Below are 14,813 nucleotides of genomic sequence, written 5' to 3'. Positions count from 1 at the left end.
ATTTTGATGACGGTTTTTGCCAAAAATTGATATACATCAAAAAAACATCGCGCCACACTTCAACAGTCCCACCCATGTCTCGGGCTGGTGTATCTTCCTCTGTCTTTTTTCACTCTATCAGGTGCGCCCACGGGATGCCTGACTAAGGTATGCATGATGTCGCTCCCGCCGAGTGATGGACTCTCCCGACACCTTGATACGCTGCCTCGCCATCGTCGTTACCGCCATCGCGTCATTGCCATTTACATCGTGTCGCTGTGCGTGATGCTGGCACTGTTTGGCTGGCTGTTGAAAGGGCAGTACGAGCAAGAGCTGCAGGCCGCAGAAGCGCGGGCTGCTGCCCGCGCCAGCGTGGTGGCTGAATGGGCGAATGGCGTACTGGGGCAGAGCGCGCAGGCGCTGTTTGGGCTCGAAGAGCTGCTCGAACGTCAGACGGCAGGCGTGCCTGACCGTGAGGTGCAGGTTCAGGTAGCGCTAGAGAACCTGACGCGCTATCTGCCGTTGATCGATGAGCTTGGCGTGTTGAATACAGACGGGCGCGCCTGGGTAAGCAGTGGCGACAACCGTCATGCGGGCAGGGACCTGAGCCAGACGGCACTGTTTCGAGGTTTCAGCCAGTCAGCGTATGACGAAGTGGTCACGCCGCTTTATTGGTCGGCCCTGGATCAGCGCTTCTATCTGTACCATGCGCGGCGGCTAGGCCCTGCCGAGGGGGCGTTCAATGGTGTGGTGGTTGCTCGGCTGTTGCCCGAGATGTTCAGCGCTGCGTTGAGCCACATGGGGGTCGAGGAGGGCGAGAGTGTTGCGCTGGTCGATGCCAGCCTGAAACTGATTGCGCGCCATCCGGAGCCTGCCCAAGGCGTGGCGCTGGGGCGTGAGATCGATGCAACGGCCTATCGGGACTGGCTGGTCAGCGATGATCGTCTGCACGTCTTCACCATGCAGTCACCGCTGGATGACAAAGAGCGCTTGTTTCACGTCAAACGTGTGGCCGACTACCCTGTTATGGTAGTGGTGGGGGTCGATGTTCAGCGCCTGTTGGCCAGCTGGCGCCAGCGTGCCTGGTTGCTGTCGGGTGTCATGGCTTTGCTGGGGGCGTTGGGGGCGTGGGTGGCTCGGCATTACCTGCACCGCTTGGCGCTGGGCTATCAGCTTCAGGCTCGACAGGTTCGCCTGGATGCGTTGATTCATTCCGTCCAGGATATGATTTTCGTCTTCGATGGCCAGGGGCGGTTTACCTATATCCACGCCCTGGATGCCGATAAGCTGCTGCTGGACAGTGCCCAGGCCTTGGGTAAATCCTACGCCGAGGTACTGCCCATGCCGTTGGCACAGGCCTTTGATGATGTGTTCCAGCAGGTGCAGCGCACTCGTCAGGTGGCCACGTTCGAGTATTCGCTGCCATTGGGCCAGCAGTCGCGCGATTTTCATGCCACCTTGAGCCCTCTGGTGAGCAGTACCCAACAACCGGACGAATTGGAAGGAGTGCTTTCCGTGACCCGTGAGGTAACTGACGCAAAACGCGCCGAAGTGGAGCTGCAAATTGCTGCCGCTGCATTTCAGGCACATTTGGGCATCATGGTGACCGATGCGCGGGGCACGATCCTGAAAGTGAACGACACTTTCAAGCGCATCACCGGCTACAGTGATGCGGAAGTCGTGGGCAGGAACCCACGCATGTTCAGCTCTGGGCACCACAATGCCGCCTTCTACCGACGCTTATGGCGCAGCGTACTCTCCACGGGAAGCTGGGAGGGAGAAATCTGGAACCAGCGCAAGAACGGCGAGCTGTTTCCCGAGTGGCTGACCATCAGTGCCGTGTATGACCGCAACGGCAGCTTGACCCACTATGTGGCTACCATGAGTGACATCAGCGAACGCAAGGCGGCCGAGCAGGAAATTCATCAGCTGGCGTTCTACGATCCGCTGACCGGCTTTGCCAACCGTCGCCTGTTCATCGACCGAATCGGCGTGGCCCTCAAGGAGCTGAATCGCCACCAGCGCTGCGGAGCGCTGATTCTGCTGGACCTGGATAGCTTCAATCATGTCAACGATACCCTGGGGCATCATATCGGTGATCGGCTGTTGCAGAACGTGGCACGCCGTTTTGGCCAGATGCTGCGCGACACGGACACTCTGGCGCGACTGGGCGGCGACGAGTTTGCCGTGTTGGTCGAGGGAGTGGACGGCAGCCCGCGTAAAACGCAGGCGCTGGCCGAGCACATTGCCAACAAGCTGATGGCAGCGCTGGATATCCCGATCCAGGTGGGGGATGAGCAGGCGTCGGTCACGGCCAGCGTGGGCATCACCGTCATGGCCGACAGCCAGCGCAGTGCCGATGATTATCTGCAGCAGGCGGACATGGCGCTTTCCCAGGCCAAGGCCAGTGGTCGACGCACGTTACGCTTTTTCGACCCCTCCATGCAGGCCGCGCTGCTGGCACGGGTCAAACTGGAGTCTGACCTGCGTCTGGCGCTGGATCATCAGCAGTGGCTGTTGCACTATCAGCCCCAGGTGGATGGACAGGGGCGCATCGTGGGCGTCGAAGCGCTGTTACGCTGGCACCATCCTGAACGCGGGCTGGTGTCGCCCGGTGAGTTCATTCCGCTACTGGAAAGCACCGGCTTGATCAACGACGTAGGCGAGTGGGTGCTGGCGGCGGCCTGCCATCAGTTGGCTGCGTGGCAGCGCCAGCCGGGGTTCGAGCAGCTGACCATTTCAGTCAACATCAGCCCTCTGCAGTTCCGCGAGAGCGATTTTCTACATCGAGTGGAGCAAGTGTTCCAGCGCACCCGAGCCCCGCTCGAGCGGTTGAAGCTGGAAGTCACCGAAACGCTGTTCGTCGACGCCCGAGACGATGCCCGTGACAAGATGCTAAGCCTGAAGGCGCGCGGCGTTCGCTTCTCGCTGGACGACTTCGGCACCGGCTACTCGTCGCTGGCGTATCTGGCACAGCTCCCGCTGGATCAGTTGAAGATCGACCAGTCCTTCGTCCAGCAGGTGCTCGAGAGCAGTGCCAATGCCGCCATCGTCGAAAGTACCATTGCCCTGGCCAAGAGCCTGAATCTGGATGTCATCGCCGAGGGGGTCGAAACCCCGGCGCATCAGGCATGGCTCATGGCCCACGGGTGCCATGCGTTTCAGGGGTACTTGTTCGGGCGACCCATGCCGGTGGAGGAAATGGAGCAGGCCGTACGCGCGCAACGTCCCTTACCGCCAGGCCCCCAAAGCGCGTAGCTGATCAGGAAGCGTCTTATCAGCCAGGGGCAGCGTGCCCTCAGGGATAATCACCTCCAGCCGGGAGTCTTGTCGCCAGGCACTGGCGGCCACGCTCTGGGTGCCTTCGGCGCGGTTGAGCTGCTTCCAGCCATCGTCTGTATGAAAGACGCCCTTCACCCTGGCGGTGGCGGGTAGCTCGCTCATCCATAGCGCCAAACGGTCCAGGTCGAAACGTTCGGCGGGGTGCCAGCGCACCCCAGTGCTGGTGTAGCCCAGGGCGCTGGCGGCCTGCTGCTGCGCTTTGCCTGGGGGCGGTGGGAAGTCGAAGAACGCCCCTTCGAGGCTGGGCCCCTGAGCAACCAGTGCCTGGTGCGCGGCAGGCATGGCGGCTGGCGCCGCAGACCGAGGGGCCGAGGGGCTCAGCAGGCGGGCGATGGGCAAGGGGCCTTGCTGAGTGCTATGCACCCATTTGCGCGGCGGCCAGAGCGTGCCGATGAACTGCTCGGCCCGTGCATGCTGTTCGTCGCTGGCCATGTCGGCCAGAGTGATGACCACGGCATCGGCCATGGTCAACTGGTCTTGAAAAGTCTCATGCGCTCGCACGCGGGCTTCGTCCAGCCGACGCGGGTCGAGGGTGGCGATGATGTCCTGCACCGCCACCACGTCCTGAAAAGCCTCACCCTGCAGCAAATCCATCAGCCCGGCGGGGTGCCCAAGCCCCGAGGGCTCGATGATCACCCGGTCGGGTCTCTGGCGTGCCAGCAGATTGACCAGCGCCGCCTGCAGCACGAATGCCAACTGGCAGCACAGGCAGCCGCCAGGCAGGCCCTTGACCACCACGTCATCACGGGCAGCGAACATCGTCTGGTCGATGCCGATCTGACCGAACTCGTTGACCAGAATGGCCCATTTTTCATGGGCGGGTTTCTGCTCGATCAGCTGATGAATCAGCGTGGTTTTCCCGCTGCCCAAAAAGCCGGTCACGATATGCACGGGTACGAGTGCCTCAAGCGCCAACGGCTCAACCTCCGGTCATGTTCATGAAGCGCACCACCTGAATATCACCATCGGTGGTGAAGTGGTGGCGCTCGGGCTTCAATGGCAGAGCGTCGATGATGGCCTGCTTGAGCGGTGCGATCTCGCCGGGATGACGGCGCAGCACCGCACGCAGGTCCACCGAGTGTTCATTGCCCAGGCACAGCAGCAGGCGGCCCTCCACGGTGACGCGTACCCGGTTGCAGCTGTCGCAGAAGTTATGGCTGTGGGGGGAGATGAAGCCCACGCGGCTGTCGCTGTCGGCCATCCTGAAGTAGCGCGAGGGCCCCGGCGTGCTTTCGGTGGTGGGGGTCAGCGGGTAGCGGGTTTCGATCAGCGCCTGCACGTCATCGCTGGAGTAGAAGGTCTCTGCTCGAGAGTGGTCCGATACATCCCCCAGCGGCATCTCCTCGATGAAGCTGATGTCCAGCTGCTCGCGGCGGGCAAAGCTCACCAGGTCGAGCACCTCGTCTTCGTTGCGCCCTTTCAGGATCACCGCGTTGAGCTTGATCCGAGTGAAACCAGCCTCTTTGGCTGCCTGAATGCCGTCCAGCACGCGGGCCAGCTCGCCCGTGCGGGTCAACTGCTTGAAGCGTTCGGGGTGCAGCGAGTCGAGGCTGATGTTGAGCCTGCGCAAGCCGCCCGCGTAAAGCCGCTTGGCATGCTTGCGCAGGCTCGCGCCGTTGGTGGTCATGGTGAAGTCATCCAGACCCGGCAGCGCGCCAATGTCGTCCACCAGCTGTTCGATGCCCTTGCGCACCAGCGGCTCACCGCCTGTCAGGCGAATTTTCTCCACGCCCAGTTCGGTAAACGCACGGGCCACCAGGGCCAGCTCCTCCAGAGTGAGCACCTGGGCGCGAGGCAGAAAGGTCATCTCTTCGCTCATGCAGTAGACACAGCGAAAATCACAGCGGTCGGTCACCGATAGCCGCACGTAGCGAACTCGGCGGCCAAAATCGTCGATCAGTTGTTCGGTCATTGCCAGCTCGTTATCGGTTGTATGCAGACCACCTCGCCTGGCTGGGCGCCTGCCTGGTCATCGCCAAGTTCGATCAGGCAGTTGGCGGCCACCATGGAGGTCAGAATCCCCGAGCCCTGGGCTCCGGTACTGCGCACATGCAGCGTACCCTGGTCATCGCAGTGGTAAACGCCGCGAATGAAATCAGTGCGCTGCAAGCGGCTTTTCAACGTGGTTTGGGCAATTGCCTTGAGCCGGGGCGGCGGCGCTGGGGGCAGGCCCTGCAACTGCCGCAGCAGCGGTACCACGAATTGCAGGAATGTCACCATGACCGCTACCGGGTTGCCCGGCAGGCCGATCAGGGGCGTTTGTGTAGCGCCCAGCTGTCCGCAGGCCATGGGCCGTCCGGGGCGTAGCGCTACCCGCCAGAAGGCCAGGCGGCCAAGCTTTTCCAGCGCCGCCCGAGTGTAGTCGGCATTGCCCACGGAAACCCCACCGCTGGTGATCACCAGATCGCTCTGGGTGGCGGCGCTGGCCAGTGCGGTTTCGATGGCGTCGAGGTCGTCGGGGAGAATGCCCAGATCCAGCACCTCGGCCCCCTGCTCGGCGAGCAGGCCCATCAGGGTAAATCGGTTGGTGTCGTAGACGCCTGCGCTGGGGAGTGGGTCGCCTGGTGGCGTCACCTCGTTACCGGTGGAAAAAATCGCCACCCGAGGGCGCCGATACACCGTGACGACGGCATGGCCCAGCGAGGCCACCAGCCCCATGCGAGCGGCGTCCAGTCGCGCGCCTGCGGCAAGGGCTACGCTGCCTTTGGCAATGTCTTCCCCGGCCTGTCGCACGTGCTGCCCGGCCGTCACCCGTTCGGGCGCATCGACGGTGGCACTGGCGCCATCGTCGATCAGCTGTTCACGCATGATCACCGTATCGGTACCCCGGGGGATCGGCGCACCGGTGGTGATGCGCACGCACTGGCCCGCAGGCACCTCGCCGGCAAACGCCTGCCCGGCGAAGGCGTCTCCCACGATAGGGAAATGGGTGGCGTAGGGAGGCGCTTTGGGCCATGCCAGGGCCACGCCATCCATGGCGGCGTTGGTGTTTTGCGGTACATCGATGGGCGCAATGATGTCCTCTGCCAGCCGACGGCCAAAAGCGCTGCTCAAGGCGACCTGCTCGGTGGCCACCGGCGACGCCACCAGCGTCATCAGCGCCTCGCGGGCGGCATCGACGCTGAGCATCTGCTCGCCTAGCTCAAAACACGACAGGCTCATGGGGTCTCCCGTGAGGACGTTACCAGCGCCTGTTCCAGACGGGCTTTCTCCTCTTCGGTATTGAGGTTGGCAAACGCCTCAGGGCAGTCGGACATATCCACTTGGCACCAGGCGTGGCGCGCGTACCAGCGGTCGATTTTGCGTTCGCCTTCGGCCAGGGTGGCCGCTAAGTCGTCAGCCAGCGACGTACGCAGCAGCGCCACCACGGGGTGCAGGCGCTCGCCGTCGAAGGCCACGGCGATATCGTGCTCGACACCCGCCTGGGTAATACCGGCGACCATGCGCGCCACCAGGTCATGGGGCAGCGCAGGGGAGTCGCAGGGGGCGACCAGCAGCCACGGCGTTTGAGCCGCCCGCAGGCCGCTGTAAATACCCATCAGCGGGCCCTTGAAGCCGCCTTCGGCATCTTCAATCACACGGTCGGCAAACAGCGCATACGCATCGCTATTACGGTTGGCGTTGATCATCAGCTCATGGACGTGGCCGTCGAAGCGCTTGACGGTATGCGCCACCAGCGGCAGGCCTGCGAAGGGCTCAAGGCCCTTGTCACGGCCGCCCATGCGGCGGCCTTCACCCCCCGCGAGAATCATGCCAGTCAGATCATGCTTGGCGATCATATGCCTGCCTCCTTGGACGAGCGAGCGCTCGGCGGTTTGGGGGGAATGTCATCCAGCGTCAAGCGCCCCTCGGCGTTGATGGCCTGGAAGCTTTTGCCCTTGGCGCGGGCAATCAGCATCACGCCGAAGCGTTCGGCCAGCTCGACACCCTTCTGGGTCACCCCCGAGCGTGAGACCAGCACGCTGATGCCCATTTGTGCCACTTTCAGCACCATCTCGGAGGTCAGCCTGCCGGTGGTGTAGAAGATGTCGGCCTGCTGGCTGTTGGCCTGGTTCAACCACTGGCGACCTGCCAGGGTATCCACGGCGTTGTGCCGCCCTACGTCCTCGACGAAATCGAGCACTTGGGCCTGCTGGCACAGCGCGCAGCCGTGCACGGCGCCTGCGCTACGATACGTCTCGTTATAGTGGTTCAGGTTGGTCAGCAACTGATAGAGGGTCGACTGGGCCAGCGGCGTGGCGGGCAGTGCCGTGAGCGATGTCTGCTCCAGCAGCTTGCCAAACACCGTGCCCTGCCCGCATCCCGTGGTCACCGTGCGGGTCCCCAGGCGTGCTTCCAGGTCGTCGGGCAGGTGGCGCGTGACCACGGCGGCAGCCTCTACCTCCCAATCCACCTGCACCGCTGTGAGGTCTTCTGCCCGGTACAACAGCCCCTGGTTACGCAGGTAGCCGACCACCAGCGCTTCGGGGTCGTCGCCCAGGGTCATCAGCGTCACGATTTCACGCTTGTTGAGGTAGACCGTCAGGGCGCGTTCGGCGGCAATGGCCTGTTGGCAGGTCGCCCCGTAGGCATCCATCACGCTGATGGTGGTGGTGGCTGGCAGCCGGGCACGGCTTAACTGAAGGGCGGGCATGCGCAATCCTCACTGCTCCGCGTCACTGCCTCGCCCGATGGGCGCGGCGTTTAACGTAATAGTTGAGTAAAATAGTCTGAGTTGACGATGATGGCGCTCAAAAGGCTTACTTGTCTACCCGTTCAAGGTCTAAAGGGGCAACTCATGAGTGATAATCTGCGTGCCATTAGTGCCACCCTGGTGGCCGAACGAAAGACCATGGGGGCGTTTACCGTCACCCAGTGGCGTATCACCGAGCTGGTGCCCGGTGATCAGGGCGACCATGTGCTGCGTCTGCAGCTCTCCATGACCGAACGCGCGGCTTACCGCTTCAATCTGACCTCCGCTACCCCGCGGCTCTTCGTGCGCGCCGGGTTTACCGGGCAGCCAGCCAGGCCGGATGCCATTACCGCGAGCCAGGATGTGGCGGCGGGCTGGCTGGATGGCGAACAGCAAGTGCTGGAGGCGCCCATGCCGCTGGCCATTCAGGTATGGATCGAACGCTATCTGGCCCGTCATGGAGAAGCCCCCGTGGAGCAGCGCAAGAAAAAACGCAAAGGGGCAGGCCGCGCCCAGACGCTGCCCGACAAGGAGTGATCCAATGAGCCGATTAGAGCGTTGGTCGCGCAAAAAGCGTGGCCTCGAGAGCGATGCCGTCATGGCACCCGAGCCTGCCCAGGCAAGCGAGGAAACGTCTGTGCTGCCTGAAGCACACCAGCAGCAGGAAGCCCCGGCCGACCCCGCTGAGCCCCCGGTACCTGCGCCCGGCAGCCTGGACGATACGCTCCCCGACCCTGATACCTTGCCCGCAGGAAGCGACTTCAGTGTCTTCATGGCGGCGGGGGTCAGTTCGACGCTGCGCCGCCGTGCCCTGCGCCGACTATGGGCCACCGGCAACTACAACGTGCGTGACGGGCTGGATGATTACGATGCCGACTACACGCAGCAGTTGAAACCCATGGCCAGCGAGTTGGCAGGCAAGCTCAGGCGGTGGGCTCACCAGGCGGAAGAGGCTATCGAGGCGCCCCAGGAAGACGAGGCGCGCGCAGCAGGACCGCAAGAAACGCAGGCGACGTCCCTTGCCCAGGAGGAGACGACTTGCACAAGTGATGACAGTTTTGTACAAAGACCCGATCTAGACGACCAGTCTGATTTGCCTCATCACGCTCACAGTGAGCGTCCTGAACGATAGTTGTCTTGTTTATCATTGAGTTAGCGTTGGTCTGGCGGGCCACCGTTGACAGTGATACGACCAATGAAAGTGGCAAAAGGCGGCATAGCACCATACGCTGAAGGCATAAGGGAGGTGGCGTTACACCGCACTTGTGTCAAAATGCCCATTAAAACGACCATTCAAATAATAAGAACGACCCATTGACCGTGAGCGTGCATGAATCAACGAATCCAACTGGCGTCGATTGACGACCAGCGCAACGCGGCCGCTCGTGAAGCGGTGCGTCGGCGTATCTCTTGGCCAGTCAATCTGACCCCCGCCAACGTTACCTACCATAGTCGTGGACACGTGGTGCTGATCGGTGCCGTTCAACCTGTGATAGCCGCCGCTCGCGCGCTGCAGCATCAGGGGCTGGCATCGCTGACGCTACTGACCCTGAACGACGCCGCCGAGCTGCCGGCGGGCAGTGAGCCCGTCATCGAGCAGCCCTTGAGTGCCGAGCAGCTGGCGCAGCTCACTATCACCGGGCATCTGGGCGCGTTTCATCTTCAGGTGCCGTTTTCACAGGGTGAAACGCTGGATCTGGCACAAGTGCTGGTCGAGCGTGACGCCTTCGATGTCGTGCTGGACCTGACGGCCCCCGGCATGCTGCCCGCGATGCCATGGGAACTGCCGCCGCCTGGCTATTTACGACTCGCTCCCGAGGCTGCCGATGAGCAGCGCCAGCAAGTGCTGGAGAGTGCCGTCGAGCTGGTAGGCGAGTTCGACAAGCCCCGTTACTTCCAGGTCAATACCGACCTGTGCGCGCATTCGGCCAGTGGCAACGTCGGGTGTACCCGCTGCCTGGACGTCTGCCCGGCGGATGCCATCACCAGCATCAAGGGGCGTATCGAGTCCCGCATCGAGATAGATCCCTTTCTGTGCCAGGGCGTCGGTAGTTGCACCAGCGCCTGCCCCACCGGTGCCATCGAGTTCAGGCTGCCCGAAACGCGCCGTCAGCAGGATACGCTGGCAGCGTGGCTCGAGGCCTACCGCGAAGCGGGGGGCGAAGTGCCCGTGCTGCGCTTCGTTACTCACGATACTCTGGAGCAAGAGCGCCAGGCGGGCGTGGTCACGCCAGGCCATCTCATCGATGTGCCGCTGGAAGAGTTGGGCGCGGCTGGCCACGACCAGTGGCTGACGGCCTTGGCCAGCGGCGCCTCTGAAGTACGTATTCAGCTTCACGAGGGCATGCCGCCCCGTTTGAGCACCTTTCTGAACCATCAGGTAGCGCTGGCCCATGGGTTGCTGGCAGCGCTTGGCCACGCCGTCGAACGTATCCAGCTGGTGGCGGCCAACGCCACTGACGCGCGCGATGCTCTGCCCAGCCTGCTGCCGTTGAGTGACACTGCCGTCAGCTTCCGCGAGCCCAACAAGCGCACGCGATTGAATCAGGTACTGGCACGCCTGGCCGCGCTGGGAACCCCCAGCGGCGAGCGTCAAGCGCTGCCGGAGGGCGCGGCCTACGGCGGCATTGATGTGGATAGCAGCGCCTGCACGTTGTGCTATGCCTGCGTCAGCAACTGCCCGACACCCGCGTTGCAGGCAGGCGGCGATACGCCGGTGCTCAGCTTCCTGGAAGCCGACTGCGTGCAGTGTGGCCTGTGCGAACAGGCGTGCCCGGAAAATGCCATCACGCTGGTGCCTGGTTTTCTGGCCGCGCCTGCCCGTGAAACGCGCCACGTGTGCCATGAAGAGCCTGCCTTTGAGTGTATCGGCTGTGGCAAACCGTTCGCGACGGTCAGCACGGTGGCCGCCATGAAAACCAAGCTGGCCAATCACCCCTATTTTGCCGGCGAGGCGCTGGCGCGTCTGGAAATGTGTGAAGACTGCCGCGTGAAAGACGTCTGGAAAACCATGATGCGCGACCCTGACGCGCAGTTGAAGGTGTAACGCCATGAGTGAAACCGAGGCGATGCTCAGCGAGGTCGATGCGCTGCGCGGGGATATCTACCAGCTGCTGGCACGGCTGTTGCGCCAGTCGCCCGACGTCGAGCTCCTGGCTTGGCTGGCCGAGCTGGAAATCGAACAGGACGGCACTCGCTTGGCCGAGTGCTGGGCCGACCTTGCCAAGGCAGCCGCCCAGGCCGACCCCGAGCGACTGCAGCGCGCCCACTTTCGCCATCTGGTGGGCGTCATTCAGGGCGATATCGTGCCCTATGCCTCCTGGTATCAGCAGGGTGAGCTCATGGAAGCCGCGCTGGTGGCGCTGCGCCGTGACCTGAGGGTGCTGGGCTTCGAGCGCAGTGAACGCACCCATGAGCCCGAGGATCACCTTGCCGCCGTGTGTGAAGTCATGGGCATGCTGGTAGAAGCCCAGGCACATGAGCAGGTAGCTTTTTTTCAGCAGCATCTTGCCCCCTGGGCAAAGCGCTGCTTCGACGATGTGGCTGACGTGGAGACTGCCTTCTATGCCGCGCTGGGCGCGCTAGGCAGTGCCTTCATGGAGAGCGAGCAGGCGCGTATCAGCGACCGAGCCGCCCATCAGCCAGTACGACTCGTGACCTGACCCTGGTTCGCGGTCAGTGAATAGCCGGGCCAGCGGCCCACGCATAACAAGCATGACAGTGGAGAACCCTATGCACACGTCACATAACCCTGAACGGCGTCGGTTCATGAAGACCGTTGGCCTGGGCACCGCAGCAGCAGGCGCGGCAGCGGCGGTCGGTCACGTTACCCTCGTACAGGCGAGCGACAAGACGCCCAGCCAACGTGAAGCCAAGTCGGTGAATTACCGCGAGACGGATCACGTTCGTGCCTACTACGCCTCGCTGCGTGACTGACGGCGACCATCAGGAGATTTGCCATGCGCTTAACTCGTAAAACTCAAGCTCCGGCCGCGTCTGGGCTGGGTATCTCTCGTCGTCAGTTCCTCAAGCGTACCGGCGCGGGTACGGCCGGTGTTGCGGCGGTCGGCTTCATGGGCGCGCCCATGATGCAGCGCACCGAAGCGGCGAACAAGACCCCGGTGCTCGACTCCCCCGTCGAAACCAAACGCACCATCTGCTCCCACTGTTCAGTGGGTTGTGGCGTGTATGCAGAAGTGCAGGAGGGCATCTGGACCAAGCAGGAGCCAGCCTTCGACCACCCGATCAACCGTGGCGCCCACTGTGCGAAAGGCGCCTCTCTGCGCCAGCACGGCCACTCCACGCGCCGCCTGAAGTACCCGATGAAGCTGGTCGCGGGTGAATGGCAGCGCCTGAGCTGGGACGACGCCGTCAATGAGATCGGCGACAAGCTGCTGGAGCTGCGGGAAGCCTACGGCCCCGATAGCGTCTACTGGCTGGGGTCGGCCAAGTTCAACAACGAGCAGGCGTATCTGATGCGCAAGCTCGCCTCCATGTGGGGCACCAACAACACCGACCACCAGGCGCGTATCTGCCACTCCACCACGGTAGCGGGTGTGGCCAATACCTGGGGCTACGGGGCGATGACCAACTCGCTCAACGATATGCACAACAGCCGCTCCATGCTGTTCATCGGCTCCAACCCCAGTGAAGCCCACCCGGTGGCGATGCAGCACATCCTGATTGCCAAAGAGCGCAACAACTGCGACATCATCGTTGCCGATCCGCGCTTCACGCGTACGGCCGCCAAGGCCAACAAGTACGTGCGCATCCGCCCTGGCTCCGATGTGGCCTACATCTGGGGTCTGTTGTGGCACATTTTCGAAAACGGCTGGGAAGACCGCGAATACATCAACCAACGTGTTTACGGCATGGATGAAGTGCGTGCCGAAGTCGCCCAGTTCCCGCCCAGCGTCGTGGAAGACATCACCGGCGTCTCGGAAGCCGACATGTTCGAGGTGGCCAAGCGGCTTTCCGACAACCGTCCGGGCTGTGTGGTCTGGTGCATGGGCGGTACTCAGCACACCACCGGCAACAACAACACCCGCGCCTACTGCATTCTGGAGCTGGCACTGGGCAACATCGGCAAGTCTGGCGGCGGTGCCAACATCCTGCGTGGTCACGACAACGTACAGGGTGCCACCGATTTGGGCCTGGGGTCTGATTCACTGCCGGGTTATTACGGTTTGGCCGAAGAAGCATGGCAGCATTGGGCCACCGTATGGGATGTAGAGTACGAGTGGCTGAAAGGGCGTTTCGACGATACCGAGTACGCCGACGGCAAACCCATGTACACCAACGGCATCACCGTGTCGCGCTGGGTGGATGGCGTACTGGAAGAGGACGAGAACATCTCCCAGCGCACCGCGCTGAAAGCGATGTTCTACTGGGGCCACGCGGTCAACTCGCAAACTCGCGGCGTTGAAATGCAAAAGGCCATGCAGAAGCTCGAGATGATGGTCATCGTCGACCCGTATCCCACCGTCGCGGCCGTCATGCACGACCGCACCGACGGCGTCTACCTGCTGCCTGCCGCCACCCAGTTCGAAACCACCGGTAGCGTTACCGCCACCAATCGCTCGATTCAGTGGCGTGACCAGGTCATCGAGCCGCTGTTCGAGTCCAAGCCCGATCATGAAATCATGTACCTGTTTGCCCGCAAGCTGGGCTTCGGTAATGAGCTGGTCAAGAACTATGAAATGAACGGCGACGAGCCGCTGATCGAAGATATTCTGCGTGAAATCAACAGCGGCATGTGGACGGTGGGTTACACCGGCCAAAGCCCGGAGCGCCTGAAAGAGCACCAGCAAAACTGGCATACCTTCAGCTTTGAAAATCTGCGTGCTCAGGGTGGCCCCTCGGATGGCGACTACTACGGTTTGCCGTGGCCCTGCTGGGGCACCCCGGAATTCCGTCACCCGGGTTCACCGAACCTCTACGACACCAGTATTCCGGTCATGGAAGGCGGCATGGGCTTCCGCGCCCGTTTTGGCATCGAGCGTAACGGCGTCAACCTGCTGGCCGAAGGCTCGGCCCCGGTAGGCGGCGACATCGACGACGGCTATCCGGAGTTCAACGACCAGTTGCTGAAAGACCTGGGCTGGTGGGATGACCTGACGGCCGAAGAGAAAGAGGCTGCTGAAGGTAAAAACTGGAAAACCGACTTCTCCGGCGGTATCCAGCGCGTTGCTATCGAACACGGCTGTGCCCCCTACGGTAACGCCAAGGCCCGGGCCGTGGTGTGGACGTTCCCGGATGCCGTGCCCAAGCACCGCGAGCCGCTCTACACCACGCGGCGTGATCTGGTCGAGCGTTATCCCACCTGGGACGACTTCGACTCCATCATGCGCCTGCCCACGCTCTACAAGACCATTCAGGATCGTGACAACAGCGCGGACTACCCGATCATTCTGACGTCTGGCCGCCTGGTCGAGTATGAAGGTGGGGGTGAAGAAACCCGCTCGATGTCCTGGCTGGCGGAGCTGCAGCAGGAAATGTTCGTCGAGATGAACCCTGCCGATGCCAACGATATCGGCGTACGTGACGGAGACGATGTCTGGGTCGAAGGCGCCGAGGGCGGCCGCGTCAAGGTGAAAGCCCTGGTCACCCCCAGGGTGGATCGCAAGGTGGCCTTCATGCCGTTCCACTTTGGCGGCATCTTCCAGGGCGAGAACCTGCATGATCGCTACCCGGAAGGCACGGCGCCCTATGTTCAGGGCGAGGCAGCCAACACGGCGACCACTTACGGCTACGACCCGGTGACACTGATGCAAGAGACCAAGTGCACCATTTGTCGTATTGAGCGCGCTTGATCGATCAC

12 protein-coding genes are annotated in these 14,813 nt (G+C 62.6%); 7 read left to right on the top strand and 5 right to left on the bottom strand.

All coding sequences use genetic code 11. The features are described from left to right. The first annotated feature begins 156 nt into the window (after positions 1–156). Positions 157–3,237 carry an EAL domain-containing protein gene (locus FEU76_RS04485; RefSeq protein ID WP_144980727.1) on the top strand — a complete coding sequence of 1,027 codons (3,081 nt, stop codon included), beginning with the start codon at positions 157–159 and terminating at the stop codon, positions 3,235–3,237. Here FEU76_RS04485 and FEU76_RS04480 read toward each other — a convergent pair. From FEU76_RS04480 to FEU76_RS04460, 5 genes are read right to left on the bottom strand one after another with little or no spacing between them, the layout of a single operon-like run. After that, positions 3,211–4,212, bottom strand: a complete 1,002-nt coding sequence (locus FEU76_RS04480; RefSeq protein ID WP_260851351.1) for a CobW family GTP-binding protein — start codon at positions 4,210–4,212, stop codon at positions 3,211–3,213. The genes FEU76_RS04485 and FEU76_RS04480 overlap by 27 nt on opposite strands. Positions 4,213–4,240: 28 nt before the next feature. Continuing rightward, positions 4,241–5,233 (bottom strand): GTP 3',8-cyclase MoaA, encoded by a 993-nt coding sequence (moaA, locus tag FEU76_RS04475; RefSeq protein WP_039175137.1) that lies wholly within the window; start codon positions 5,231–5,233, stop codon positions 4,241–4,243. Continuing rightward, a complete protein-coding gene (gene moeA / locus FEU76_RS04470; protein WP_144980722.1) occupies positions 5,230–6,483 on the bottom strand; it encodes a molybdopterin molybdotransferase MoeA in 1,254 nt (417 codons plus the stop codon). The genes moaA and moeA overlap by 4 nt, the downstream gene beginning before the upstream one ends. Beyond that, positions 6,480–7,100: a molybdenum cofactor guanylyltransferase MobA gene (mobA, locus tag FEU76_RS04465; RefSeq protein WP_144980719.1), complete on the bottom strand. Its 621-nt coding sequence runs from the start codon at positions 7,098–7,100 to the stop codon at positions 6,480–6,482. Before mobA ends, moeA begins: the two co-directional genes overlap by 4 nt. Continuing rightward, entirely contained in the window at positions 7,097–7,954 is an 858-nt protein-coding gene (locus FEU76_RS04460; protein ID WP_096922023.1) for a formate dehydrogenase accessory sulfurtransferase FdhD, read from the bottom strand. Before FEU76_RS04460 ends, mobA begins: the two co-directional genes overlap by 4 nt. Positions 7,955–8,098: 144 nt before the next feature. On the opposite strand from FEU76_RS04460, the gene FEU76_RS04455 reads away from it, so the two are divergent. The 6 genes from FEU76_RS04455 to FEU76_RS04430 all read left to right on the top strand — a co-directional run bounded on the left by FEU76_RS04455 (position 8,099) and on the right by FEU76_RS04430 (position 14,805). After that, complete coding sequence (locus tag FEU76_RS04455; RefSeq protein WP_039175141.1) at positions 8,099–8,530, top strand: DUF3305 domain-containing protein; 432 nt, start codon at positions 8,099–8,101, stop codon at positions 8,528–8,530. Between the two features lie 4 nt (positions 8,531–8,534). Continuing rightward, positions 8,535–9,125 carry a DUF3306 domain-containing protein gene (locus FEU76_RS04450; RefSeq protein WP_039175142.1) on the top strand — a complete coding sequence of 197 codons (591 nt, stop codon included), beginning with the start codon at positions 8,535–8,537 and terminating at the stop codon, positions 9,123–9,125. 198 nt (positions 9,126–9,323) lie between these two features. Further along, on the top strand, positions 9,324–11,039 hold the full coding sequence (locus FEU76_RS04445) for a 4Fe-4S dicluster domain-containing protein (protein ID WP_096922025.1): 1,716 nt from the start codon (positions 9,324–9,326) through the stop codon (positions 11,037–11,039). A 4-nt stretch (positions 11,040–11,043) separates the two neighbouring features. After that, on the top strand, positions 11,044–11,655 hold the full coding sequence (locus FEU76_RS04440; protein WP_039175144.1) for a TorD/DmsD family molecular chaperone: 612 nt from the start codon (positions 11,044–11,046) through the stop codon (positions 11,653–11,655). A gap of 70 nt (positions 11,656–11,725) precedes the next feature. Beyond that, positions 11,726–11,929, top strand: coding sequence for a twin-arginine translocation signal domain-containing protein (locus FEU76_RS04435; protein ID WP_052196293.1), 204 nt, complete (start codon positions 11,726–11,728; stop codon positions 11,927–11,929). Positions 11,930–11,952: 23 nt separating this feature from the next. Then, positions 11,953–14,805: a molybdopterin-dependent oxidoreductase gene (locus FEU76_RS04430; RefSeq protein WP_039175146.1), complete on the top strand. Its 2,853-nt coding sequence runs from the start codon at positions 11,953–11,955 to the stop codon at positions 14,803–14,805. Positions 14,806–14,813: the final 8 nt, after the last annotated feature.

Source organism: Halomonas sp. C22 (assembly GCF_007655045.1).
GTDB classification, from domain to species: Bacteria; Pseudomonadota; Gammaproteobacteria; order Pseudomonadales; family Halomonadaceae; genus Vreelandella; species Vreelandella hamiltonii.
The sequence above is the reverse complement of the archived record's forward strand: the minus strand, read 5'-3'. Positions and strand labels throughout refer to the sequence as shown.

What these genes read in the sequence shown, in the direction of transcription:
- FEU76_RS04485 (WP_144980727.1), top strand. Translation starts at nt 157, where the DNA reads ATGTCGCTCCCGCCGAGTGATGGACTCTCCCGACACCTTGATACGCTG.
- moaA (WP_039175137.1), bottom strand. Translation starts at nt 5,233, where the DNA reads ATGACCGAACAACTGATCGACGATTTTGGCCGCCGAGTTCGCTACGTG.
- moeA (WP_144980722.1), bottom strand. Translation starts at nt 6,483, where the DNA reads ATGAGCCTGTCGTGTTTTGAGCTAGGCGAGCAGATGCTCAGCGTCGAT.
- mobA (WP_144980719.1), bottom strand. Translation starts at nt 7,100, where the DNA reads ATGATCGCCAAGCATGATCTGACTGGCATGATTCTCGCGGGGGGTGAA.
- FEU76_RS04460 (WP_096922023.1), bottom strand. Translation starts at nt 7,954, where the DNA reads ATGCCCGCCCTTCAGTTAAGCCGTGCCCGGCTGCCAGCCACCACCACC.
- FEU76_RS04455 (WP_039175141.1), top strand. Translation starts at nt 8,099, where the DNA reads ATGAGTGATAATCTGCGTGCCATTAGTGCCACCCTGGTGGCCGAACGA.
- FEU76_RS04450 (WP_039175142.1), top strand. Translation starts at nt 8,535, where the DNA reads ATGAGCCGATTAGAGCGTTGGTCGCGCAAAAAGCGTGGCCTCGAGAGC.
- FEU76_RS04445 (WP_096922025.1), top strand. Translation starts at nt 9,324, where the DNA reads ATGAATCAACGAATCCAACTGGCGTCGATTGACGACCAGCGCAACGCG.
- FEU76_RS04440 (WP_039175144.1), top strand. Translation starts at nt 11,044, where the DNA reads ATGAGTGAAACCGAGGCGATGCTCAGCGAGGTCGATGCGCTGCGCGGG.
- FEU76_RS04435 (WP_052196293.1), top strand. Translation starts at nt 11,726, where the DNA reads ATGCACACGTCACATAACCCTGAACGGCGTCGGTTCATGAAGACCGTT.
- FEU76_RS04430 (WP_039175146.1), top strand. Translation starts at nt 11,953, where the DNA reads ATGCGCTTAACTCGTAAAACTCAAGCTCCGGCCGCGTCTGGGCTGGGT.